The following is a 22,518-nucleotide window of genomic DNA, read 5'->3' as shown; positions in this document are numbered from 1 at the left end:
GACAAGGAAGAAACGCTAACTTTTCATTTTCCGCATTTGTTTTCGAATTCAAACGTAAGAGGAAGCTTAATATTGCCACCGGGAATCAATTCCTGTAATTGTAAGTGTGGGTTTAAGTTGTAAAATAATTGTAAGCGTTCTGGGAATGTCATAGGAACTTTTGCAGGGTGTAAGGCAAATAAACTATGAATGGTATCTCCTTCAATAGTTTGTACGGTGATATAATTTGGCTCACGTTGCTGTTCACATTGGCCATTAGTACTTTTGGTTTGTAAACCAGCAAGGGGGATCGAACCCTCAGTTAAATCTACTTTTACGACAAAAGCGATGACGATAATGATAGCTGTTAAGATGAATGCCCGCAAAAAAATCCCTCCTTTTCTACACTATATTTAGAAGAGGTGGGATTCATGCACATTATTTTGAAATTGGTTGTTTTGGATATTTTGTAAAGGCCACAATTAATAGAACGATCGTCAATAATAAAGAAAAAACAGAGATAATCGTACTGTTAATCGGTAAATATTCTGCTAGCATCGACAATAATGTTGCCCACGTAATGGCAAACGTTGTTGTCCGCCAAATATGACGGTATTCACCACGACGTTTCATCACTTTTAAGATAAATAAACCGGCTAAGGCATAGAGAGCAATTTGTGCAAAAATCAGCATGGTTGTAAAGACAAAAAGCATTAAGAACGTAAACGGATATAAGAGCCATTTAATGCCATCTATGTATTCAGTTAAACCATTTAAACTGTTCATATCAATCGTATCAACAGACATACCCGCTGCAAATCTACCTAAAGAGAATACAGTTAGAAGGGTAATGAGTAGAAAAGTATATTGAATAACTTTTCCAATAGGTAGTAAACGATAGGCTGCTAGTTTTTTTGGATGAATGAGACTATCGATAAATAGCTGTGAGTGTTTCATACTATATCTCCTCCAAACAATATATTAACATGTTCAAAGAGCATAGGGTATGAAAGAAGTATGAATGAAGGGAGACTTGATGATAAAATGTTAACATTATGTAAAGAAATTAAAGGATTTCTTTACTTTTTGTTTGTAATCAATTAAAGATTAGAAATAGAGTAGTAGAGACGTAGGAATTGGAGCGAAAACAATTGACAATAGATTGGCAAAGCATACTCTTTCAGTTTTTAGGTGGGTTAGGAGTCTTTTTATTTTCCATTAAATTTATGGGTGATGGGCTTCAAAAATCAGCGGATGATCGATTACGCGAATGGTTAAATCGCTTTACAACTAACCCTATCATGGGAGTTTTAGTAGGCATATTTGTAACAATTTGCATTCAGTCAAGCTCTGCAACGACAGTCATTACTGTTGGGTTAGTGAGTGCCGGATTTTTAACGTTACGTCAAGCAATCGGCGTAATTATGGGAGCAAATATTGGTACAACCATTACAGCATTCATTATTGGTATTAATATTGGTATCTATTTTTATCCCTTATTAGCAATCGGGGCAGGCTGTTTATTTTTCTTAAAAAAAGCAACATATCAACATATTGGTCAAATTATATTTGGCTTTGGTGGCTTATTTTTAGGGCTAGAGCTAATGAGTGCAAGTATGCAGTCACTACATCAACTGGCAGATTTTGCATCTCTAACGCTTCATTTAAGTAATCAACCCATTTTAGGTATATTTTTAGGTACCGTTTTTACCTTGCTTGTACAAAGCTCTACGGCCACAGTTGGTGTGCTTCAAGGCTTATATGCTGAGCATTTGATCGGATTGAACAATGCCTTACCGATTTTATTTGGTGAAAATATTGGTACGACGATTACGGCGGTATTAGCGTCACTGGGCGCTTCTATTTATGCAAAACGGGCAGCCGCTGCACATGTACTTTTTAATGTGATCGGTACAATTATTTTCATGATTTTTTTCACCCCATTTATGCAATATGTTCAATGGGTCAGTGGTTTATTTCATTTAGAGCCTCGTATGCAAATTGCAATTGCTCACGGCTCATTTAATGTATTTAATATGATGATTCAACTTCCCTTTATTGCAGGATTGGCAGCATTAGTTACGAAATTGATACCAGGACATGATGGGCATATCAATGTCACAACTAAGCATTTAGATCCTTCTTTTATTGATTCCTCCCCAGCGATAGCACTTGGCCAAGCCAAAGAGGAAGTATTACGAATGGGTGAGCATGCTTTACGAGGCTTAGAAGAAACATTTCTATATATGAAATCAGGGGAAGCCGAACATATTCCTACAGTTTTACAATTAGAGGCCGGCCTTAATCATCTAGATAATGAAATTACCGATTATTTAGTAATGGTGTCTAAGCAGCCCTTATCTCGTGCAGACTCAGTCAGACATCATACATTATTAACAAATGTGCGAGACTTCGAACGTATTGGTGATCACTTTGAGAATATATTAGAGCTTTTACAATACAAGGATCATCATGAAGTGAGCTTAAGTAAATCGGCACGCCAAGATTTAATTGGCATGTTTAGTTTAGCTATAGAGGCTGTCCGTAAAAGCATAGAGGCTTTAGATACGGCGAGCTTAAGTTTAGCTCAAGAGGTGACAGAGCTTGAAAGCTTGATAGACGATATGGAGGATAAACTTCGTCAGAAACATATTGCACGTTTGAATACGAATGAATGTAGTGGAGCGGCAGGGATTGTCTATATGGACATTGTAAGTAATCTGGAACGTATTGGTGACCATGCGGTTAATATTGCAGATTCAATTTTAGGTATTCGCCATTAACAAAGTGAAACCTTTCACTTTGTTTGTCCGTATGAAAGTCAATGTACGAAAAAGGAGAGAAACTTTATGGAAGTTGTTGGCTGGATTTTAGTAATAGCCTGCTTTATTATTTCATTTGTTGGTTTAGTCTATCCGATTATACCAGGTGTCTTATTTTTAGTCGGAGGATTCCTGCTATATGGCTTATTTTTCTCCTTCGCTGAGTTAAGCTGGTGGTTCTGGGTAATTGAACTATTATTTGTAGTGCTGTTATTTGGTGCGGACACATTGGCCAATGCATTTGGCATTAAAAAGTTTGGCGGCTCCAATGCCGGAATGTGGGGAAGTACTATTGGATTATTAATCGGCCCATTTGTCATCCCTGTGGCTGGGATTTTACTTGGTCCATTTTTAGGGGCAGTTATCGCTGAATTAATTGTAGAGAAGCGAACATTTAGTGAGGCTGTGAAAAGTGGTATTGGCTCATTAGTAGGCTTTTTAACTTCTACTATTGCAAAGGCTGTCATTCAAATCGTGATGATCATTGTATTTTTTATCGCGATTTAATGTTTACATGTGAGGTTTAATGAATGGCACAACCGGGTAAGATAGTAAACGTATTGGTTTTTCAGTCAAAAGGCTGAAATCTTCTAAATGAAGTATTTTTCATTGAATGGTTTGACCAATTTTGATAATCTATTGATGTACTAAATATTTCTTATTTTAGGGAGGAACTTAACAATGGCTTACGAATTACCACAATTAACTTACGCTTACGACGCATTAGAACCACATATCGATGCAAAAACAATGGAAATTCACCATTCTAAACACCACAATACTTATGTAACAAACTTAAACGCAGCAGTAGAAGGCACTGAATTTGCAGAAAAAGACATTAACGACTTAATCGCAAACCTTGATGCTCTTCCAGCTGATAAACAAACTGCTGTACGCAACAACGGTGGCGGACATGCTAACCATACACTATTCTGGGAAGTAATCGCTCCAGGCGGTTCTAATACTCCAGTTGGCGAAGTTGCAAAAGCAATTGATGCGAAATTCGGTTCTTTTGATGCGTTCAAAGAAGAATTTGCAAAAGCTGCTACAACTCGCTTCGGTTCAGGTTGGGCATGGTTAATCGTGGATGGTGACTCAGTTGCTGTTACTTCTACTCCTAACCAAGACTCTCCAGTAATGGAAGGTAAAAAACCAATTCTAGGCTTAGATGTTTGGGAGCACGCATACTACTTAAACTACCAAAACCGTCGTCCAGATTACATCGGCGGATTCTGGAACGTAGTAAACTGGGATGTAGTTGAAGCTAAATTCCAAGCTGCTAAATAATGATTGAATAGAGATGGCTATGCTAAGGTGAGAAATCACTAAGGCATAGCCTTTTTTTATTAGATAAAAGTGCAAAAGAAATGGATAGAACAAAAAGGGCAACCTTTCCACTTTAGATGCCGTCAAATAAATGATGTTTTCCGTAATAATTGTCAAGTGCATGCTTTCCTGTCAAACCTACGAATGGTATACTAAGTATCGTGTATTGAAATGAAAAAATATAAGGAGGGGAATACATATGCGCAAAGCACCAGGGAAAAATCGCGCAGCGAGTGTTAAAGCAAAACATCACTCTAATTTAACATTTCGTATGAATATCCTTTTCTTTGCAATATTTATCGTATTTTCAATGTTGATTTTTAGACTAGGTTATATGCAAATCGTGAAAGGGGAAGAGTATGTACGACTTTTAGAGAGTACAGAAGAAGTCCCTGTCAATACGAGTGTGCCTAGGGGTAGAATGTATGATCGTTACGGTCGTATTTTAGTAGATAATCACCCGGAAAATGCGATTACGTATACGAAAATGCAAACGACTACAACAGATGAAATGCTAAATATAGCTGAAAAGCTGGCACAATTAATTGAACAACCAACGAAACGCGTCACGTTGCGTGATAAACAAGATTTTTGGATTATTAAAAATCATGACGCAGCCTACGACAAAGTGACAAAGGCAGAAGAAGCTGAAATTCGAGCAAAAGAAAATATTACGACAAGTCAAATCAATGCAGAGGTTGATAAACTAGTACGTGAACGCATTACGAATGAAGAACTTTTGCAATTGTCAGAGAAGGATTTAGAAGTATTAGCAATCTTTAGAGAGATGACATCTGGTTATAATTTATCACCTCAAATTATAAAAAGTGAAAATGTCTCTGCAGAAGAATTTGCACGTGTCTCCGAGCGTTTAACGGAACTGCCAGGAGTTAACACAACGACAGATTGGAAACGCGTAAAATTATCTTCTCTATCCATTCTTGGCCGTACAACTGTCCCAACAAAAGGGATACCAAAAGAGAAGCTGAATTATTATTTAGCCCGTGATTATTCACGAAATGATCGAGTAGGGGAAAGTTATATTGAGGCGCAATATGAAGAGCTACTACAAGGTCAAAAAACAGTTGTCAAAAATATTACCAATAAAAAAGGGCAGGTAGTCGATACTATTACAACTTATGAAGGTGAGCCTGGTAAAGATTTAATTTTATCACTGGATAGTGAGCTACAGGCTGAAACGGAAAAAATTGTAGAAGAAGAACTGCTTAATTTAAAAGCTCTTCCTGGATCGTATTTATTAGATCGTGCCTTTTTAATTATGATGGACCCTAATACAGGGGATGTCCTATCTATGGTCGGTAAGAAAATAGAAAAGAATCCTGAAACAGGGAAAAGTGAAATTGTTGATTACGGATACGGAACATTTACGACAGCTTATGAGGCAGGTTCATCTGTTAAGGCAGCAACAGTTCTTACGGGGTACAATCAAGACGTTATCTCGATGGGCACTTCTATGGGAGATGAACCGATTAAATTAGCAGGTACGGATTTTAAAAGTTCGATTTTTAACCGTAGTGGCTATGTTCCAATGAATGATTTAATGGCGCTGGAACGCTCTTCTAACTCCTATATGTTTAAAATTGCACTATTGATTAATAGAACACCTTACAGCTATGGGATGCCATTACGTTTAAAGGATGATACATTCCCGAGAATGCGTAATAATTATGCGCAATTTGGGCTTGGTGTGAAAACAGGCATTGATTTGCCGAATGAATTTGGTGGGGTACGTGGTCCATCAGGTCCAACGATGGGTGGTAAAACACTAGACTTAGCGATTGGTCAGTATGACACTTATACTCCTTTACAATTAGCACAATATATTTCAACAATTGCTAATGGTGGCTACCGTATTCAGCCACATGTTGTGAAAGAAGTTCGTGATCCATCACAGGATGGCAAGCAACTAGGACAATTAGTGACTGAAATAGGACCAACTATTCTTAATCAAATAGATAATCCTAAAGAAGAGATTGACTATGTTAAACAAGGGCTACGTCGTGTATATACTGGATCATATGGTACAGCTCGTGGACAATTTTCAAATGCTCCATTTACTGCAGCAGGGAAAACAGGTACTGCAGAGGTAGTTTATTATGGTCCATTGCGCGAACACTTTGGTACAAATACGATTAACTTAACACATGTTGGCTTTGCGCCATATGAAAACCCTGAAATTGCTTATGCAGTTGTTATTCCTTGGGCAACAACTAATATGAATCAACATTTAGTCAATAACAACCTTATTGCTAGACGCTCTCTAGATAAGTACTTCGAATTAAAAGCAAAATATGAAGCTGAAAAAGTAACAGATAGTAAAGTGAATCAGCCAATTTTACCAGCTATTACAGAGGAAAAAATTGGTGAGGATGAGCAAGAATAAGAAAACCGCTAGGCATTGGGATGCCTAGCGGTTATTTTTTTATGGACACAGATAACTGGCGGATGGCTAATTCAAATTGCTCTCTTGGTTTTACGCCATACAGCTCTAAATTATGATAGAAATAAGAAGCTACCATAAAATCAATCGCCTCTTGAAGTGTATATTTTCGATGTTCCATGATTAGTGATAGATAGGTTTTAAAATAATCGGCATTTTGTACGTTTGCATGTTTCATGACAAAGGTCAAACTCCTCATTCATTACGCCTTACCAATATAATGTCCATATCTTCTCGTTGAAAATCTGTGACATCCTCTGAAGGCTTTATCTTTCCCTTCTGTAGAAAGGGGGTATACCTAGCTTATATGTTGGTACAAAAACTTTTACTGAATCAAGATAAAGTAATTCCTGACACAATTGATTATTATAGCATCTTTCAAATAAGAATCAAATTCTAACCTCTCTACACTCAGAAGGTCGCTTCCCTCAAACATAGAAGTGTATGGATTGATCGCTTTCATTGGATGTGGGTGCAGATGTAAGTAGGAAAAAATGCAAAATGTGGGCACAGCTATGACAAAGCGAAGATTAATTGTAAATGCGTCTTTACAATCGTTTACAAAGCATTACATTCCTTTACATCTCTTTTACGAACCGTTTATACGACTTCAACAATCAGTCATTATAGTAAAGATTGTAAGACAAATAACTATAAAACAGTTCATGACGGAGGCAAATGAGATGAAAAAGTGGAAGTACTTAACGATGACAGCAGTAATGGGTTCTGCATTAATGCTAGGTGCATGTGGTAGCGATTCTGCACAAAATGGAAACAATACTGAAACGAACGCACCAGCTAGTTCAGGACAAGAAGCTGCTGATGAAAAGCTACAAGGCTCTGTAGCTGGAGATGGCTCATCAACAGTTGCACCAATTATTGAGGCAGTTGTTGAAGAGTATGCAGGCGCACAACCAGATGTCAAAGTATCAGTGGGGGTTTCTGGTACAGGTGGTGGTTTTGAAAAATTCATCGCAGGTGAAACAGACTTTTCAAATGCATCTCGTAATATAAAAGATGAAGAGAAAGCGAAACTAGGAGAAGCTGGTATTGATTATACTGAGCTAGCTCTAGCATATGATGGTTTATCAGTAGTCGTGAATCCAGAAAATGATTGGGCGAAAGATTTAACAGTAGAACAATTACAAAAGATTTGGATTGAAGATGGGAAAGAGAAAAAATGGTCTGACATTGATCCATCTTGGCCAGATGAGAAAATCGTTTACTATTCACCAGGTACTGATTCAGGCACATACGATTACTTTGATGAAATCATTTTAGATGGAGCGGATCTAGTAAGCTCAGCAACACTATCAGAGGATGATAATATGCTAGTTCAAGGTGTATCAGGTGACAAAAACGCTATCGGATTCTTCGGTTATGCTTACTATCTAGAAAATAAAGATAAATTAAACATTGTCAAAGTAAATGGTGTAGAGCCAAATAATGAAACAATTGAAGCAGGCGAATATACGCCACTTTCACGCCCATTATTCACATATGTGAAAAATAGTGCTATGAAAGATAATGAAGCGGCATATGATTTCATTAAATTTACATTAGAAAACGCAGGTGATATGGCTGAAGCTGTTGGCTATGTTCGTTTACCTGAAGAAAAATATACTGAAGGCTTAAAAACTTTAGAAGGCTTAAAATAAGTAGACATGCATAGAGGGAAAGAGATGTATGCTCTTTCCCTCCCTTATTTGAAAGGAGCTCCCAATGGTTTCTCAAAAGGAAAATAAGACATCATCTGTGCAGCAATTAATTGCAAATTCGCGCAATCATAAAACTAAGAAAATAGTGGAAAAAGCAATGCCAGCTCTATTATTTTCTGCAGCAATTATCTCTATTTTAACGACATTTGGCATTGTTTTCACCCTTATTTTTGAAACGTTTGAATTCTTTAAACGTGTGTCGATAACGGATTTCCTGTTTGGAACGAAGTGGTTACCGTTTTCAGGGAATGAACCGTTGTTTGGGATTTTGCCGTTAATCGCTGGTACATTAAAAGTGACACTTATTGCAGTTGTAGTAGCCGTACCATTTGGAATTGCTTCAGCTATCTATTTAAGTGAATATGCAAGTGAAAAAACAAGACGTACCGTGAAACCTATTTTAGAAGTTTTAGCGGGTGTACCGACGATCGTTTACGGCTTCTTTGCTTTAACGTTTGTCACACCTTTATTACAAGAAATTGTGCCTGGACTTAAATTATTTAATGCACTGAGCCCAGGGATTGTTGTAGGGATTATGATTTTACCAATGATCACTTCTCTATCTGAGGATGCCATGTCATCGGTACCCAATAGTATGCGCGAAGGGGCTTTAGCTCTAGGTGCAACAAAATTTGAGGTAGCGATTAAAGTAGTACTACCTGCTGCACTTTCCGGCATTATCGCATCTATAGTATTAGCTATTTCCCGGGCAATTGGAGAAACGATGATTGTTTCGCTTGCAGGCGGATCAACACCGAAATTTGATCTCAATGTTACGGATTCTATCCAAACAATGACAGCATACATCGTACAAGTTTCAACAGGTGATGCAGGTTATGGAACAACTATTTACTACTCAATCTATTCTGTTGGATTTACACTATTCATCTTTACGCTAGTAATGAATTTACTTGCACACTATATTTCGAAACGCTTCAGGGAGGTTTACTAGATGCGCTATATGGATGACACAGTCGTCATGAAACGAATGACAAAGCGTATTACATTCAATAAAGTTTGGAAAACCTTATTTTTCTTAGCTACTACGTTTGCGCTTGTTACCTTAGCTATTTTGCTTTACCGCATTGTGACACAAGGAATTGATTATTTAAATATTGATTTCTTAATGAATTTTGCATCACGTTTTGCAGATAAAGCAGGTGTCAAAGCGGCCCTAATAGGTTCACTTTGGTTAATGGCAGTTGTAGCGCCAGTATCCATTATTTTAGGTGTAGGTACGGCAATCTATTTAGAGGAATATGCCAAGAAAAATAGAATTAACGACTTTATTCGTATGAATATCTCAAATCTAGCAGGTGTACCTTCCATCGTTTTTGGATTACTAGGTTTAACTATTTTTGTACGCATGATGGGACTAGGCAAAAGTGTTTTAGCTGCTGGCTTAACAATGAGTTTATTAATTTTACCTGTTATTATTGTAGCGGCACAGGAGGCCATTCGTGCAGTACCCAATGAACAACGTGAAGCTTCATATGGGATGGGCGCAACAAAATGGCAAACAATTTTACGAGTGGTTCTTCCAGCCGCTATTCCTGGTATTTTGACAGGAAGTATTTTGGCTATGTCCCGTGCCATTGGGGAGACAGCGCCACTTGTTGTCATCGGAATTCCAGTTATTTTACAATTTTTACCGAATGGTTTACTAAGCCAATTCACAGCCCTACCGATGCAAATCTATGATTGGGCAAAACGTCCGCAAGAAGCATTTCAGTATGTGGCCGCAGCTGGTATTTTAGTGCTTATGACTGTTCTTCTATTGATGAACTCTATTGCCATCTTTATTCGAAATAAATTCCAAAAACGTTATTAATGAGGTGACCTTATGGTACTGGATTTTAAAGAGGAAAAAACAATTGTCAAATTGAATCAAGCGACGACGAAATCTTCCGCTGATATAGCGAAAAATATTGTTTATGATACACGTAACTTGAATTTATGGTACGGTGATCATCAAGGCCTAAAAGATATTAATTTAAGTATTTATGAAAATGAAGTGACGGCAATTATCGGGCCTTCTGGCTGTGGTAAATCTACGTATTTAAAAACATTAAACAGAATGGTAGAGCTTGTTCCTAGCGTTCGTACATCTGGTGAAATTTTATACCGTGAGCGTAATATTTTAAATAAAAACTATACGGTAGAGGAATTAAGAACACGCGTAGGAATGGTGTTCCAAAAGCCAAATCCGTTCCCAAAATCTATTTATGATAATATTGCGTACGGACCAAGAATTCATGGCATTAAAAATAAAAAGATTTTAGATGAAATAGTTGAAAAGTCTCTGAGAGGGGCTGCCATTTGGGATGAGGTCAAAGATCGTTTAAATCAAAATGCCTACGGTTTATCTGGTGGTCAGCAACAGCGTATTTGTATTGCAAGATGCTTAGCGATTGAACCAGATGTCATTCTAATGGATGAGCCAACATCTGCATTAGACCCTATTTCTACACTAAAAGTGGAAGAGCTTGTGCAAGAGTTGAAAAAAGACTATTCCATTATCATTGTGACCCATAATATGCAGCAAGCTGCACGTATCTCTGATCGTACAGCGTTCTTCCTGAGTGGAGAAGTTGTAGAATACGATAAAACAGATATCATCTTCCAAACACCATCAGATCAACGTACGGAAGATTATATTTCAGGACGTTTCGGCTAAGGAGGAGCAATCGATGGTAGTACGTGAACGTTTTGAACAGGAGTTAAAAGAAGTTCAGGGGCAATTTATGGCACTTGCCAATAGCAGTATTTTCGCCTTAAAAACGTCCTTTGAGGCGTTAGTGGAACAGAATTTAGAAAAAGCTTTGAAAATACTTGAAGACGATTTAATCATAAACCGGCTTGAAGAAGAAATAAATGACCATGTAATCCTTATGATTGCTAAACAACAACCTGTAGCAACCGATTTACGTCGTCTCATGGTCCTTGTGAAAGCAGCAGCAGATATGGAAAGAGTGGGCGATTATGCGGTGAATATCGCCAAAGAAGCGATTCGAATTGGAAAAGAACCGATTGTGTTCCCTATGACAAATCTACAAACGATGTGCAATAAAACTGTAGAAATGCTAGAGAGCATCATGAAGGCCTTTACAGAGGAAGATACTGTTCGTGCTAAAGAAATCGCTGAACTAGATGATTATGTGGATGATTTATATGGAGCTACGGTTACACTCTTGCTACGTGCAGGCGTTGAAGACCCCGCACATATTTCTCAAATTACTCATCTAACATTTATTTGCCGATATTTAGAGCGTTCTGCCGATCATGCTACTAATATCGCTGAACACCTTTTTTACTTAGTGAAAGGCAAGCATTATGAATTAAATAATTAGGAAGAAGAGCTACTTGCTAGCTCTTCTTTTCTTTTGAAAAAAATGATTAGCAGCAGCAACATTGTGTTTTTATGTGGCGTCTATATAGCGAGTGTTTTGTATTGTCAAAAAAAATTTTTGGTTATACTATAGACAATATCCAAAAAAATGTGGTGCTTAGGAGGTGCTGCTTCGTGAAAGACCCGATAGAATCACTCATAGAAAAATTCGATCAAGATTTGTCACTAGAACAACGTAATTATTTACGATTTCTCTATGAAAACTTACATCTTGAGGAATTAAGCAAAAGGGAACAACATTATTTTATCGACTATTTTTTTAAGAGTGAACCATTACGAAATATGGCAGCATTTGCACTAGAATTGGCAGACATTCTGCATGAAATTCGGGAAAATATTCCTGCTATTGAGAAGGCTGAGAGAATGGCTAATGGTAAGGAGCAGCGTTTGTATTACGAACGGAAATGGTCAGAGCTGAGACGTCAAAAGCTTAAACAGCAAACAACAAAGAATGGCAATATTTTTTATGTACCCTTTCATGACTATAAACAGGATCCTGGGCCCATGATTATTTGTTTAGAGCAGACGACTGGGATGGAAGCTTATTCTGAGCTGTGTAAAAGCATGATATTACCGTTATTTATGGATGCCCATCGCGAAAATCGCGATTTATATATTATCCCTTATGGTCAGCAAATCGATGTTCACTATCGCTTTGAAAATGGTCATTTAAATTTAACGGATTTTAAGAGCTTTATTGAATATAAAGCTAAAGGCGAAGCTGAGCTTTTACCTGTTCTACAGTTTGTCAGATCATTACTGCATGAAAATCAACTTGGCTCTGAAGCGGAAGTCATTATATTTACAGAGGGCACTCCTATAGATGGACAGCATCTTGTCAGTAAGCAAGCAAAAGCGATGCTAGAGGAAATGAAACGAAAATACCTTGCTGAGTTTTCTGTCATTGCAATGCATGAAGATAATTTTAATAAACAACAATTTTGGTTTGCCAATAAGGCTTTTTTTGCGGATGATGCAATACAATAACAGAAAGGGGCTAACCTTTACGGAAGGTCAGCTCCTTTTTATTGGAGATACATAGGTATTAAAAGGAGACATACATGGATTCATTACATTGGATTTTACCTAAATTTACAGTCCCTACTTGGATGGATGTTTTAATAGCAATCATTATTTGTATAGTTGGCTGGCTGATTCAACGATTCATCATAAAAAAAATAATTAATCGTCTGGTCATCTTTTTAAGAAATCGTCAACGAAATTTCCAAGCAAATGTGCTTGCACAATTTAGTAAAGCCATTGGCTATGCATTTATGACGGCAGTCATTGTGCTAAGCTTATCTTATTTAATAGAAGTTCCTTTATTTACGCATAAATCAACGAAAAATTTTATACTGTCTATTATGGTGTTTTTTGCTTTTAAGGGCGTATATGATGTTTTAAATTTCTATACAAAGCAGCCACTTCAATTAACAAGTGAAGAGGACCAAAATGTACTATTACCTTTTTTCCTACGAATTGGTAAAGTACTCATTATGATTTTTGCCATGTTTACAATTGCCTCATTTTGGAACTTTAATTTGAATGGCTTTTTAACAGGGATTGGCTTAACAGGAGTAGCGATTGCTTTTGGGATTCGCGATACATTAGCCCATGTGTTTGGCGGTATGTCCGTGGCGCTTGACAATCCCTTTCAAATTGGGGATTGGATTGCGACCGAAGATCAAAAAATTGAAGGAACCATTGAGGATATTAATCTTCGCAGTACGTTAATTCAAACAGGGGATAAAGGGCTTGTCTATGTGCCGAACTCTTATTTGGTTAATCGTCCTATTTACAACTTATCGAGACGAGAAAAGCGTAAATGCGAACAATTTTTATATGTAGCTGCTACCAATGAAGAAGACATATTACGCAGTGCCTTAACGGCTATTCATAAGGAAATTTATTTACATGCTAACACAGAGAAAGACATGATCCATGTTTATATCGATGAATTTCATCATGATAGTTATCGTGTGCTTATTCGTTTCTTCGTCGCTACAAATGATACAGCCGTCATGCTAGAAGTACGCCAGGAAATCTTCTTTGCCATCCGCCAAATCGTGGAGGAGCTATCCATTACTTTAGCATCCCCAGATGAGGATGAGGAACCAAGAAGGAAAAAATAAATTGAATTGTAAGATAGTTTGCATTACAATATAATCTAGCAATCAGCGCTGATGAAGAGTAGTAGCTATTAGTATTTGTCATAGAGAGCTAGTGGTTGGTGGAAACTAGTACAAATAAATGGTGAATGGACTTCGGAGCTCTAATCCAGAATGGCAGTATGGATTAGCGTATGCCTACGTTATAAGGCTTAGAGAGGGTCTACTTAGTAGACCAATGAAGGTGGCACCACGGCTTTTCCGTCCTTTTGTGATGGAAAGGCCTTTTTATATGCATTTGGTGTAGAAGAGCAGAGCATAGAGAAGGAGAGAAGAGAATGACAGTTGAGCTTAGAAAGTATGCCATGAAAGTATTACAGGGAGATATGATGACCCCTATTTCTGTCTATCAATCATTGAGAGGGCAGCATAAAATGTTGTTCGAATCGTCAGCCAAGCATGAGGAAAGTGGACGTTACTCCTTTATTGCAGTGGATCCAGTGGCTGAATTAAAAGGAAATAATGATGCGTATACCTTTCTTAAAGGGGAGGAAAAGGAAAAATCGAATGGGAATGTGCTCGATTATTTAAAGCAAGTGATGCCATTCCATGAAGAAACTTATCCATTCCACTTTTTTGGAGGCGCCATTGGTTTCTTTGGATATGAAACAGCTTTTTATACAGAAGAAATAGGAGAATATTTACAGGATGAATTAGCCATGCCGGATGTTCATGTTTTGTTCTATGATACATTTATTGTATTTGATCATGTGACACAGGAACTTACATTGGCTTCAATAGATTTATTTAAAGAAGGGCGTTCCTTAGAGGAAATGGAAGAGGCTATTTCAACGATGGAGCAGCAGCTTTATATGGGGACAACATTTGATGCCATGAAGGTAGATAGTCTTGATTTTAAGCCAATGATATCAAAGGAGCAATTTGTCACATTAGTGGAGCGTGCAAAGCAGCATATATTAAAAGGGGATATTTTCCAAATTGTGCTATCACAGCGCTTCTCAGCCTCGTTTACAGGCTCACCTTTTGCGCTATATCGGCAATTACGCACATCCAATCCCTCTCCATATATGTTCTACATGGATTATGGATCCTATATTATTTTAGGAACATCACCAGAAAGCCTTGTAAAGGTTAAAAATCGGCAGGTGACGACAAATCCAATCGCAGGCACCAAGCCTCGTGGTGAGACAATGGAGCAGGATGAAGCCATTGCAAATGCCCTATTGGAGGATGAAAAAGAAGTGGCGGAACATCGTATGCTAGTGGATTTAGGCCGCAATGATCTTGGCCGAATTGCAAAAGTGGGTTCTTTAAAGCTGAAGAAATTCATGAATATTGAACGCTATAAATATGTCATGCATATTGTGTCTGAGGTAGTAGCGGACCTACGAGAAGATCTCCATGTTTTGGATGTCCTTCGTGCTTGTTTACCTGCGGGTACAGTGTCAGGAGCACCAAAGATTCGTGCGATGCAGCTTATAAATGGATTAGAGCCTGTAAAGCGTGGCGTCTATGCGGGAGCTGTTGGTTATATATCTACGACAGGCGATATGGATTTAGCCCTTGCTATTCGTACCATGATCATTAAAGATGAGAAAGCTCATGTACAGGCAGGAGCGGGTATTGTTCACGATTCGGTCCCATTATCTGAATATGAAGAAACACTTAATAAAGCCCGAGCACTATTGGAGGTAAAAAAATGATTTTAATAATTGATAATTATGATTCTTTTACCTACAATCTATTTCAACAAATAAGTATGCTTGGGAAAAACGTTAAAGTCGTGAGGAATGATGCAATTACAATAGAAGAAATTCAAAAAATGTCACCAGAAGCTATTGTTTTATCTCCCGGTCCAGGAACACCAGCCGAAGCAGGTATCACGGTTAATGTGATCGAGGAGCTATATCAAAAATTTCCTATATTAGGAATTTGTCTTGGACATCAATCCATTGGGTTCGCATTTGGAGCAAACATCGTGCAGGCTCAAACGATCATGCATGGCAAGCTGTCACCTCTACAATATGAACAAACAGGTTTATTTGCACAATTAGATGGAGATATTCAAGTAATGCGCTATCATTCTCTAGTTATTGAAGAACCTTCATTACACAGTGATTTTAACATTATCGCAACAGCGAGTGATGACGGAGAGATTATGGCTATCCAACACAAAAAATATCCTCTTTACGGTCTGCAATTTCATCCTGAATCAATCGGCACGAAAGAAGGAAGTAGGATGATGCAAGCCTTCTTTGAAAGTATTGCTTAAATAAAAAGGCTGTCGCCTCCTTAATTTGGATGTGGCGACAGCTTTTCTTTATTGCTTTTTACCTGTAATTAACTTCGCAATTTCCTCTAAAGACATGGAGGAATTGACTTCGTAGGACCCAATTTGCAAGCTTCGTGCATATTTTGCGTTTGCGAGTAGTAACTCCATTTCTACGCTGTTAGAAATAATGCCACCATCCTCTAGCTTTTGGGCCACAATATACGGTGTAATCCCACTATATATTTGCAATGTCATTGTTGTATCATCCGCATTGGTATCTTCTTTAACAGACGGTTCTGAAGAATCAGCAGTAGTAGTTTCTTCAGTAGTATGTACTTGTTTTTTTAACGCAGCAATTTCTTGATTAGCCTGATTGAGCTTATTTTGCAATTCTTCAACCTGCTGCTGATTGGAAGAATCTTTTTCAGGGAGCCCAATGTTCACATCGAAGCGGCTTGCAAGAGCAAGTATGGCACCGACTAGGAAAATGGCTACGCCAAATGAGCGGATGGAAGACTTGTTCATAAATTAACGACCCCCATTTGCAATCACTTGACGAACTTGTTCTTCTGTTAAATTTGAACGGATACTAATATCTCCTACAGAAAGTCCTTGTTTATTCAATTCCAGCACCTGACTTACGATAATTTGATGAATCGGCTTTGCTTGTGATGGATTAGGCGTTACTTTTGAAGCTTGTGCGGCTTGTTGGACAGCTTGCATAACTTGTTGAACTTTAGGGTTTTGTATGCTAGGACTAGGTGTTGATTTTGATTTTACTTGAAACTCTGGTTCTAATAGTAGCTCTTCCTCTACAATTTTTAAACGGCGCTTTAAATTATTCGTTTCTTGGAATATGGAGATAGATAATTCTTCGACATCCTTCTCGACTTTTTTCGAGCTATTTTTGAAAAAGAACGATACTATAATCAAAAGAATCCCGAAACTCATTAGTATGATGGATAAATCCAATAGCTTCACCTCGTGTAGTATGTAATTATAAGATATTTTACCATATGCAAACTTAATATGAAATGAAGGTAGATTTTTTTTCAGTTTGTGTTATAATAGGTTAGTCGTATAAATCATGCTCAAATTTAAATTCTTGATATAGAGTGGGAGGGTTAATGATGCGCGTAAACATTACTTTAGCTTGCACAGATTGCGGCGAACGTAACTACATTTCTAAAAAGAACAAGCGTAACAATCCAGAGCGTCTTGAACTTAAAAAATATTGCTCTCGCGAGAAGAAATACACTCTTCACCGTGAAACTAAGTAATCGCTCATTAAGCCAAAACCACAAGTGGTTTTGGCTTTCTACATTTTATGAATGATTGAAGTTTTACTATATAGGAGGTAGCCTGCATGGATAAAACAACATTACGGAACAAGGTACGAGAAACACTTGCGATAATGAATGATGAAGTTTATCGCAGACAATCTAAAGCTGTAGTGAAAAGAGTGCTACAGGAACCATATATAATAGAAGCAAATACGATCGGCATTACCATTTCAAATCAGCCAGAAGTCGACACCATTCTTTTAATTGAAGAACTATGGCAGCTTGGGAAAAAGGTCGCTGTGCCAAAGTGCCACCCCAAAACAAGAGAAATGACATTTTACGCCATTGAATCATTTGCTCAGCTCGAAACAGTATATATGCATTTGCGTGAGCCTATTCCTGAACGATGTGAGTTAGTTGACGCAAATGAGATGGATATCATCTTAGTACCAGGGGTTGTTTTTGATCGGTTAGGCTATCGAATAGGGTATGGCGGTGGTTATTATGATCGCTATGTATTAAACTATAAAAAGGGTAAATTGATGTCATTACTTTTTGACGAGCAGATCGTTAATCGTGTTCCTACTGAAGAACATGATTGCCCTGTAGACATCATAGTGACACCGACAGAACGTATTGACTGTCTAGCACATCGAGGAGCGAACGAAAATGGATAAAATGTTAGATATTTATGAACTCTTGAAAACGTATGGTACTTTTATTTATACACGGGACCCTATTGGTGATTTGATGTTAATGGAGGATGAAATAAAAGAGCTCTATAAAGCGAATGTACTAGACATAAAAGATTACCAAATGGCATTATTACTAATTCGACAAGAAACAACAAGACTTCGTATAGAAGAGAATAAAAAGTAATGTTTGAAATATAATGTAATGGGGTATTGTAAAATTAATGTAACATGTATGTAATATTCTTAAAAACAGTGGATTTCCGCTGTTTTTATGTTTTTACGAAACTTTTTACAATGTAAAACGTATATATAGATATCTGGTGCATATACGAGCGATGAGAGTAAAATTTCCAAAAGATATGTGTTGATTATCTGTAAAAAATGGATTAAGATATATTTTGTTTCCGTAACAAAATGTAAAAAATTATTATTTTTTTGTAAGGAAGTAGGGAGGATGTTAGGAATGAGATCAATAAAGTGGCCTAAACATTCATTTATGATACTAGCAATTATAGCAACTTGGATCAAAACGGTCATTGTTTACCACACGAGCTTTGAGATGAAAATTGAAAATGCAATGCAACAATTTATTTTGTTTATTAACCCATTAAGTTTCTTGCTATTTACGTATGGTTTAGCACTTTTCTTTAAATCACCAAAGGCTAGAAATCGTTATTTAATTACAGTCAGCATTATTTTATCAATAGTCCTTTATGGAAATGTAGCGTTCTATCGTTTCTATAATGACTTTATTACACTACCTGTATTATTCCAAACAAGTAACTTTAGTGACTTAGGAACTTCTGTAGCTGCCATAATAGAGCCATGGGATGTATTGTATTTTGTTGATGTACTTATTTTAATCTTAGCGAATAAATTTATACCAAAAATGAAAAATTCGTTTAAAGTTAATGTGGAATTCCGCCGTGCATTTTTTGTGCTGGCAATCGCTATGTCATTCTTAAACTTAGGTTTAGCTGAAACAGAGCGTCCACAATTATTAACACGTAGTTTTGACCGCGAATTACTTGTAAAAAACATTGGTACGTACAATTACCATTTGTATGATATTTATATTCAAACAAAATCCTCTGCCCAACGTGCGTTAGCGGACGGTAGTGAATTAGTTGAAGTAAACAACTATGTTCGCTCTAATCAGGCAGCAGTCAACCCAGAAATGTTTGGGAAATATAAAGGCCGCAACTTAATTGTTGTGTCTATGGAGTCTTTACAAAACTTTGTCATTAACAATGACATGAATGGTCATGAAGTTACGCCATTCTTAAACTCTTTAACAAAAGATAAAGATACGTATTATTTCAGTAACTTCTATCACCAAACAGGTCTAGGAAAAACATCTGACTCTGAGTTTATCGTAGAAAATTCACTATTTGGTTTAGGACGTGGAGCAGTATTCTTCACACATGGTGGAAATACGTATAACTCAATGGCAGAGCGCCTTGGGGAAAATGGATACTTTACAAATGTCATGCACCCGAATAATAAATCATTCTGGAACCGTGACATTATGTATCAATCTTTAAAAATCAATAAGTTCTATGATATCGATTCTTATACAGTAGAAGAAGGGCAAGCTGTGAACTGGGGAATGAAAGATACGCCATTCTTAGAGCAATCTGCAGCATTAATGAAAGATATGCCACAACCATTCTACTCAAGACTTATTACGTTAACGAATCACTATCCATTTACATTGGATCCGGAAGATATTATGATTCCTGAATATGATTCAAACTCAGGTACATTAAATCGTTACTTCCAAACAGTACGCTATATGGATGAAGCTTTAAAAGATTTCTTCCAACAACTGAAAGATCAAGGTGTTTATGATAATTCTATTATCGTTATGTATGGTGACCACTACGGTATTTCAGAAAACCATAATAAAGCGATGGCACAGTATTTAGGAAAAGAACAAATTACACCATTTGATAATGCATTGCTACAGGAAGTACCTTTATTCATCCATATCCCAGGATCTGACGATGGTAAAGAGATGACTGAAATGGCAGGACAAATGGATTTACGTCCAACAATTTTACACCTACTTGGCATTGAAACGTCAAAAGATATGCAAATGGGTGCGGATTTATTCTCTCCAGAACATGAAAACTTTGTAGTGTTCCGTGACGGACGCTTTATCACAGATAAATATGTGTATGCGGGAGAGGCTTGCTATGATAAATCAACTGGCGAAGAAATAGATGGGGAGCCATGTCAGCCATACGCTGATCGTGCAACAATGGAGCTCGAAAATTCTGACGCCATCATCAATGGAGACCTTCTTCGTTTCTATGATGAAAAGACAGGTAATTTAAAACAAGAATCCGTTAAGTAAACAAAGAGAGATCTCGCCATGAGATCTCTCTTTTACTTTGAGCAATTGACAAATTTGTTGAAGTGATTATAATTAGTGTAAATATCTGCATAACGAAGATTTGTTTTTCACATTTCGGAGTATAAGAGTTAAAGGCATGGAAAAGAACAAGTAACTTTAATAAAAACTGACAGAGAGTAGCCGGTCGTTGAGAGGCGCAAGGGATATTAAAGTGAATACATCTTGGAGCTGCGTACCGAAATTTTAGTAGGCTACGACGGGTTTGCATCCGTAATCATTGCAATAGTATTGCTGCGGCTGTACTAATGGAGGAGTGCTATTTGAGTAGCTCTCGAAAAAAGGTGGTACCACGTTCATTAACGTCCTTAGGATTTATTCCTAAGGGCGTTTTTTTGCATCTGAACGTCTAGTGCCAAATTGGGCGACAGTAATCCTGTCAAGAACTCTTATAGATCTTGCAATATTAACTTTTTAATATTACAAGGAGATGTTTTGTATGTTTTTAACACCAAAGGAGCAGTTAGCCATTATTAAAAAGGGGACTGACAAAATTGTTGATGAACCCGAGCTACTAAAAAAATTGGAGCACTCATTTCAAGAGCAAAAGCCCTTAACGATTAAATTGGGGCTCGATCCATCTGCACCAGATATTCATTTAGGCCATGCAGTCGTATTGCGAAAAATTAAACAGCTGCAGGACCTAGGGCATCATGCAGTCATTGTCATTGGTGATTTTACGGGCCGTATTGGCGATCCTACCGGGAAATCTAAGGGACGTGTAGCGTTAAGTGATGAATTGGTGAAGGAAAATGCCAAAACGTATTGTGAGCAAATTTTTAAAGTGTTGGACGAGGAAAAAATGACTGTTCGTTTCAATAGTGAATGGTTAGCAAAATTAACGTTTGAAGAAGTCATCCAGCTGGCTGCTACTACATCTGTTGCCCGTATTTTGGAGCGTGAAGACTTCCAAAAGCGGTACCATCACCAAATACCAATTGGCCTACATGAATTTTTCTACCCTCTCATGCAGGCGTATGATTCTGTAGAATTAAAGGCTGATATTGAATTAGGGGGAACCGATCAAACGTTTAATATTCTCATGGGACGCACCTTACAAAGGCATAGAGGGCTAGAAAAACAAATTGCTATTTTTATGCCATTACTTGAAGGATTAGATGGTATTGAAAAAATGAGTAAAAGCTTGGGGAATTATATTGGTGTCCATGAAGCGCCTGAAGTTATGTTTAAAAAAATTATGGAACTACCAGATTCGCTCATTATCAAATATTTTGAATTAGCGACAGATGAGCATCCACTTCAAGTGCAAGCCGTTCAAGAAAGGCTACAAAACGGAGAGAACCCACGTGATATAAAACTACAATTAGCAGAAATAGTGACAGCTTTATATCATGGTCATGCAGCTACGATGGATGCAAAATCTTATTTTGAAGCTGCTTTCCAGAAGAAGATGATTCCTGCTAACATTCCTGTATTGCTACTTGAAATTGATAAAGAAAGAATAGAGGATATCATTCCACAATTAATTTCTATCCAATTTATTCAAAGTAAAAGTGATTTTATAAGGCTCATTAAACAAAATGGGGTTTCATTAAATGGAGAAAAAATTGCTGTGGATGATCTATCTCAAGTATTAATGAATGAGGATGTCCTGCAAATTGGTAAGAAGAGATTTCTAAAATTGAATAAGTAAAATGGGATGATGTCCAAGAAAAAAGAGCAATCTCACATAGAGACTGCTCTTTTTTCTGTCTAAATTTTAGTGTAATTTTGGTGGATACCCGCCATGAACGATTGTCATAATGACAAACCATCCAAAGACGACAGCACTTAATAAGTTGAAAACAACGCTTAAAAGGTTCTTTTCTTTAATTGCTTGGAATGTACCATATACAGCAAAAATTGAAACTAGACCAAAAATAACCATTAATAAGTTCATTAAAAATAGACACTCCTTTCGACATCAGAAAATGAATGTCGTAAACAATATTCCTCCTTAATTGTAATCGTTCTACCTGTTTTTGTCGAGAACTAATATAGTGCAAAC

The 22,518-nt window shown here is 37.2% G+C and carries 24 protein-coding genes and 2 other annotated features; of the genes, 18 read left to right on the top strand and 6 right to left on the bottom strand.

Features of this window, described 5'->3' with window-relative positions; translation table 11 throughout:
- Positions 1 to 23: 23 nt before the first annotated feature.
- Both MKX57_RS15600 and MKX57_RS15595 read right to left on the bottom strand, forming a co-directional pair.
- Entirely contained in the window at positions 24 to 365 is a 342-nt protein-coding gene (locus tag MKX57_RS15600; protein ID WP_008178345.1) for a hypothetical protein, read from the bottom strand.
- Positions 366 to 417: 52 nt separating this feature from the next.
- Entirely contained in the window at positions 418 to 936 is a 519-nt protein-coding gene (locus MKX57_RS15595) for a DUF1189 family protein (RefSeq protein WP_342530003.1), read from the bottom strand.
- Positions 937 to 1,130: 194 nt separating this feature from the next.
- Here MKX57_RS15595 and MKX57_RS15590 point away from each other — a divergent pair, with 194 nt between their 5' ends.
- The 4 genes from MKX57_RS15590 (at position 1,131) to MKX57_RS15575 (ending at position 6,531) form a co-directional block, all read left to right on the top strand.
- Positions 1,131 to 2,762 (top strand): Na/Pi cotransporter family protein, encoded by a 1,632-nt coding sequence (locus MKX57_RS15590; RefSeq protein ID WP_036127105.1) that lies wholly within the window; start codon positions 1,131 to 1,133, stop codon positions 2,760 to 2,762.
- Positions 2,763 to 2,828: 66 nt separating this feature from the next.
- Positions 2,829 to 3,308 (top strand): DUF456 domain-containing protein, encoded by a 480-nt coding sequence (locus MKX57_RS15585; RefSeq protein ID WP_036127103.1) that lies wholly within the window; start codon positions 2,829 to 2,831, stop codon positions 3,306 to 3,308.
- Between the two features lie 174 nt (positions 3,309 to 3,482).
- Positions 3,483 to 4,088, top strand: a complete 606-nt coding sequence (locus tag MKX57_RS15580) for a superoxide dismutase (RefSeq protein WP_008178341.1) — start codon at positions 3,483 to 3,485, stop codon at positions 4,086 to 4,088.
- 238 nt (positions 4,089 to 4,326) lie between these two features.
- Positions 4,327 to 6,531, top strand: a complete 2,205-nt coding sequence (locus MKX57_RS15575; protein WP_008178340.1) for a penicillin-binding protein 2 — start codon at positions 4,327 to 4,329, stop codon at positions 6,529 to 6,531.
- A gap of 31 nt (positions 6,532 to 6,562) precedes the next feature.
- Here the strand turns inward: MKX57_RS15575 and MKX57_RS15570 are convergent, their stop codons facing one another.
- Positions 6,563 to 6,766 (bottom strand): hypothetical protein, encoded by a 204-nt coding sequence (locus MKX57_RS15570; protein WP_342550407.1) that lies wholly within the window; start codon positions 6,764 to 6,766, stop codon positions 6,563 to 6,565.
- Between the two features lie 505 nt (positions 6,767 to 7,271).
- Between MKX57_RS15570 and MKX57_RS15565 the strand changes: the two genes are divergently transcribed.
- The 9 genes from MKX57_RS15565 to MKX57_RS15525 all read left to right on the top strand — a co-directional run bounded on the left by MKX57_RS15565 (position 7,272) and on the right by MKX57_RS15525 (position 16,116).
- On the top strand, positions 7,272 to 8,246 hold the full coding sequence (locus MKX57_RS15565) for a PstS family phosphate ABC transporter substrate-binding protein (protein WP_031416968.1): 975 nt from the start codon (positions 7,272 to 7,274) through the stop codon (positions 8,244 to 8,246).
- Positions 8,247 to 8,310: 64 nt separating this feature from the next.
- Entirely contained in the window at positions 8,311 to 9,258 is a 948-nt protein-coding gene (gene pstC / locus MKX57_RS15560) for a phosphate ABC transporter permease subunit PstC (RefSeq protein WP_008178337.1), read from the top strand.
- Complete coding sequence (pstA, locus tag MKX57_RS15555) at positions 9,259 to 10,137, top strand: phosphate ABC transporter permease PstA (RefSeq protein WP_036127097.1); 879 nt, start codon at positions 9,259 to 9,261, stop codon at positions 10,135 to 10,137.
- A 12-nt stretch (positions 10,138 to 10,149) separates the two neighbouring features.
- Positions 10,150 to 10,983 (top strand): phosphate ABC transporter ATP-binding protein PstB, encoded by an 834-nt coding sequence (pstB, locus tag MKX57_RS15550; protein ID WP_008178335.1) that lies wholly within the window; start codon positions 10,150 to 10,152, stop codon positions 10,981 to 10,983.
- A 13-nt stretch (positions 10,984 to 10,996) separates the two neighbouring features.
- On the top strand, positions 10,997 to 11,656 hold the full coding sequence (gene phoU, locus MKX57_RS15545) for a phosphate signaling complex protein PhoU (RefSeq protein WP_008178334.1): 660 nt from the start codon (positions 10,997 to 10,999) through the stop codon (positions 11,654 to 11,656).
- Positions 11,657 to 11,829: 173 nt separating this feature from the next.
- Positions 11,830 to 12,702 (top strand): hypothetical protein, encoded by an 873-nt coding sequence (locus tag MKX57_RS15540; RefSeq protein ID WP_089986120.1) that lies wholly within the window; start codon positions 11,830 to 11,832, stop codon positions 12,700 to 12,702.
- A gap of 74 nt (positions 12,703 to 12,776) precedes the next feature.
- The gene (locus MKX57_RS15535; protein ID WP_008178332.1) at positions 12,777 to 13,847 is read left to right on the top strand and encodes a mechanosensitive ion channel domain-containing protein; all 1,071 of its coding nucleotides are present in this window, start codon (positions 12,777 to 12,779) and stop codon (positions 13,845 to 13,847) included.
- A gap of 39 nt (positions 13,848 to 13,886) precedes the next feature.
- Positions 13,887 to 14,095 (top strand) — a binding site (T-box leader).
- 66 nt (positions 14,096 to 14,161) lie between these two features.
- The gene (gene trpE, locus MKX57_RS15530) at positions 14,162 to 15,547 is read left to right on the top strand and encodes an anthranilate synthase component I (protein ID WP_342550406.1); all 1,386 of its coding nucleotides are present in this window, start codon (positions 14,162 to 14,164) and stop codon (positions 15,545 to 15,547) included.
- Positions 15,544 to 16,116, top strand: a complete 573-nt coding sequence (locus MKX57_RS15525; protein ID WP_089986118.1) for an aminodeoxychorismate/anthranilate synthase component II — start codon at positions 15,544 to 15,546, stop codon at positions 16,114 to 16,116. Before trpE ends, MKX57_RS15525 begins: the two co-directional genes overlap by 4 nt.
- Before the next feature lie 48 nt (positions 16,117 to 16,164).
- Here MKX57_RS15525 and MKX57_RS15520 read toward each other — a convergent pair whose 3' ends face one another.
- Together MKX57_RS15520 and MKX57_RS15515 are read right to left on the bottom strand one after the other, a co-directional pair.
- Positions 16,165 to 16,641 (bottom strand): hypothetical protein, encoded by a 477-nt coding sequence (locus MKX57_RS15520; RefSeq protein ID WP_089986117.1) that lies wholly within the window; start codon positions 16,639 to 16,641, stop codon positions 16,165 to 16,167.
- 3 nt (positions 16,642 to 16,644) lie between these two features.
- On the bottom strand, positions 16,645 to 17,097 hold the full coding sequence (locus MKX57_RS15515) for a hypothetical protein (RefSeq protein ID WP_237068805.1): 453 nt from the start codon (positions 17,095 to 17,097) through the stop codon (positions 16,645 to 16,647).
- A gap of 149 nt (positions 17,098 to 17,246) precedes the next feature.
- Between MKX57_RS15515 and rpmG the strand changes: the two genes are divergently transcribed.
- The 5 genes from rpmG to tyrS all read left to right on the top strand — a co-directional run bounded on the left by rpmG (position 17,247) and on the right by tyrS (position 22,164).
- Positions 17,247 to 17,396: a 50S ribosomal protein L33 gene (gene rpmG / locus MKX57_RS15510; RefSeq protein ID WP_008408521.1), complete on the top strand. Its 150-nt coding sequence runs from the start codon at positions 17,247 to 17,249 to the stop codon at positions 17,394 to 17,396.
- Between the two features lie 86 nt (positions 17,397 to 17,482).
- Positions 17,483 to 18,076, top strand: coding sequence for a 5-formyltetrahydrofolate cyclo-ligase (locus MKX57_RS15505; protein ID WP_008181997.1), 594 nt, complete (start codon positions 17,483 to 17,485; stop codon positions 18,074 to 18,076).
- Positions 18,069 to 18,278: a YqgQ family protein gene (locus MKX57_RS15500; protein ID WP_008181996.1), complete on the top strand. Its 210-nt coding sequence runs from the start codon at positions 18,069 to 18,071 to the stop codon at positions 18,276 to 18,278. The genes MKX57_RS15505 and MKX57_RS15500 overlap by 8 nt, the downstream gene beginning before the upstream one ends.
- Positions 18,279 to 18,557: 279 nt before the next feature.
- Positions 18,558 to 20,453, top strand: coding sequence for an LTA synthase family protein (locus MKX57_RS15495; RefSeq protein WP_036222318.1), 1,896 nt, complete (start codon positions 18,558 to 18,560; stop codon positions 20,451 to 20,453).
- A gap of 128 nt (positions 20,454 to 20,581) precedes the next feature.
- Positions 20,582 to 20,823, top strand: a binding site (T-box leader).
- Positions 20,824 to 20,949: 126 nt separating this feature from the next.
- On the top strand, positions 20,950 to 22,164 hold the full coding sequence (gene tyrS / locus MKX57_RS15490) for a tyrosine--tRNA ligase (protein ID WP_089986115.1): 1,215 nt from the start codon (positions 20,950 to 20,952) through the stop codon (positions 22,162 to 22,164).
- Positions 22,165 to 22,230: 66 nt separating this feature from the next.
- Here the strand turns inward: tyrS and MKX57_RS15485 are convergent, their stop codons facing one another.
- Complete coding sequence (locus MKX57_RS15485; protein WP_008181026.1) at positions 22,231 to 22,410, bottom strand: DUF2759 domain-containing protein; 180 nt, start codon at positions 22,408 to 22,410, stop codon at positions 22,231 to 22,233.
- Positions 22,411 to 22,518: the final 108 nt, after the last annotated feature.

This window comes from Lysinibacillus sp. FSL M8-0216 (genome assembly GCF_038595555.1).
In the GTDB taxonomy this organism is placed as follows: domain Bacteria; phylum Bacillota; class Bacilli; order Bacillales_A; family Planococcaceae; genus Lysinibacillus; species Lysinibacillus fusiformis.
The sequence above is the reverse complement of the archived record's forward strand: the minus strand, read 5'-3'. Positions and strand labels throughout refer to the sequence as shown.

What these genes read in the sequence shown, in the direction of transcription:
- MKX57_RS15595 (WP_342530003.1), bottom strand. Translation starts at nt 936, where the DNA reads ATGAAACACTCACAGCTATTTATCGATAGTCTCATTCATCCAAAAAAA.
- MKX57_RS15585 (WP_036127103.1), top strand. Translation starts at nt 2,829, where the DNA reads ATGGAAGTTGTTGGCTGGATTTTAGTAATAGCCTGCTTTATTATTTCA.
- MKX57_RS15580 (WP_008178341.1), top strand. Translation starts at nt 3,483, where the DNA reads ATGGCTTACGAATTACCACAATTAACTTACGCTTACGACGCATTAGAA.
- MKX57_RS15575 (WP_008178340.1), top strand. Translation starts at nt 4,327, where the DNA reads ATGCGCAAAGCACCAGGGAAAAATCGCGCAGCGAGTGTTAAAGCAAAA.
- MKX57_RS15570 (WP_342550407.1), bottom strand. Translation starts at nt 6,766, where the DNA reads ATGAAACATGCAAACGTACAAAATGCCGATTATTTTAAAACCTATCTA.
- MKX57_RS15565 (WP_031416968.1), top strand. Translation starts at nt 7,272, where the DNA reads ATGAAAAAGTGGAAGTACTTAACGATGACAGCAGTAATGGGTTCTGCA.
- pstC (WP_008178337.1), top strand. Translation starts at nt 8,311, where the DNA reads ATGGTTTCTCAAAAGGAAAATAAGACATCATCTGTGCAGCAATTAATT.
- pstA (WP_036127097.1), top strand. Translation starts at nt 9,259, where the DNA reads ATGCGCTATATGGATGACACAGTCGTCATGAAACGAATGACAAAGCGT.
- pstB (WP_008178335.1), top strand. Translation starts at nt 10,150, where the DNA reads ATGGTACTGGATTTTAAAGAGGAAAAAACAATTGTCAAATTGAATCAA.
- phoU (WP_008178334.1), top strand. Translation starts at nt 10,997, where the DNA reads ATGGTAGTACGTGAACGTTTTGAACAGGAGTTAAAAGAAGTTCAGGGG.
- MKX57_RS15535 (WP_008178332.1), top strand. Translation starts at nt 12,777, where the DNA reads ATGGATTCATTACATTGGATTTTACCTAAATTTACAGTCCCTACTTGG.
- trpE (WP_342550406.1), top strand. Translation starts at nt 14,162, where the DNA reads ATGACAGTTGAGCTTAGAAAGTATGCCATGAAAGTATTACAGGGAGAT.
- MKX57_RS15525 (WP_089986118.1), top strand. Translation starts at nt 15,544, where the DNA reads ATGATTTTAATAATTGATAATTATGATTCTTTTACCTACAATCTATTT.
- MKX57_RS15520 (WP_089986117.1), bottom strand. Translation starts at nt 16,641, where the DNA reads ATGAACAAGTCTTCCATCCGCTCATTTGGCGTAGCCATTTTCCTAGTC.
- rpmG (WP_008408521.1), top strand. Translation starts at nt 17,247, where the DNA reads ATGCGCGTAAACATTACTTTAGCTTGCACAGATTGCGGCGAACGTAAC.
- MKX57_RS15505 (WP_008181997.1), top strand. Translation starts at nt 17,483, where the DNA reads ATGGATAAAACAACATTACGGAACAAGGTACGAGAAACACTTGCGATA.
- MKX57_RS15500 (WP_008181996.1), top strand. Translation starts at nt 18,069, where the DNA reads ATGGATAAAATGTTAGATATTTATGAACTCTTGAAAACGTATGGTACT.
- MKX57_RS15495 (WP_036222318.1), top strand. Translation starts at nt 18,558, where the DNA reads ATGAGATCAATAAAGTGGCCTAAACATTCATTTATGATACTAGCAATT.
- tyrS (WP_089986115.1), top strand. Translation starts at nt 20,950, where the DNA reads ATGTTTTTAACACCAAAGGAGCAGTTAGCCATTATTAAAAAGGGGACT.
- MKX57_RS15485 (WP_008181026.1), bottom strand. Translation starts at nt 22,410, where the DNA reads ATGAACTTATTAATGGTTATTTTTGGTCTAGTTTCAATTTTTGCTGTA.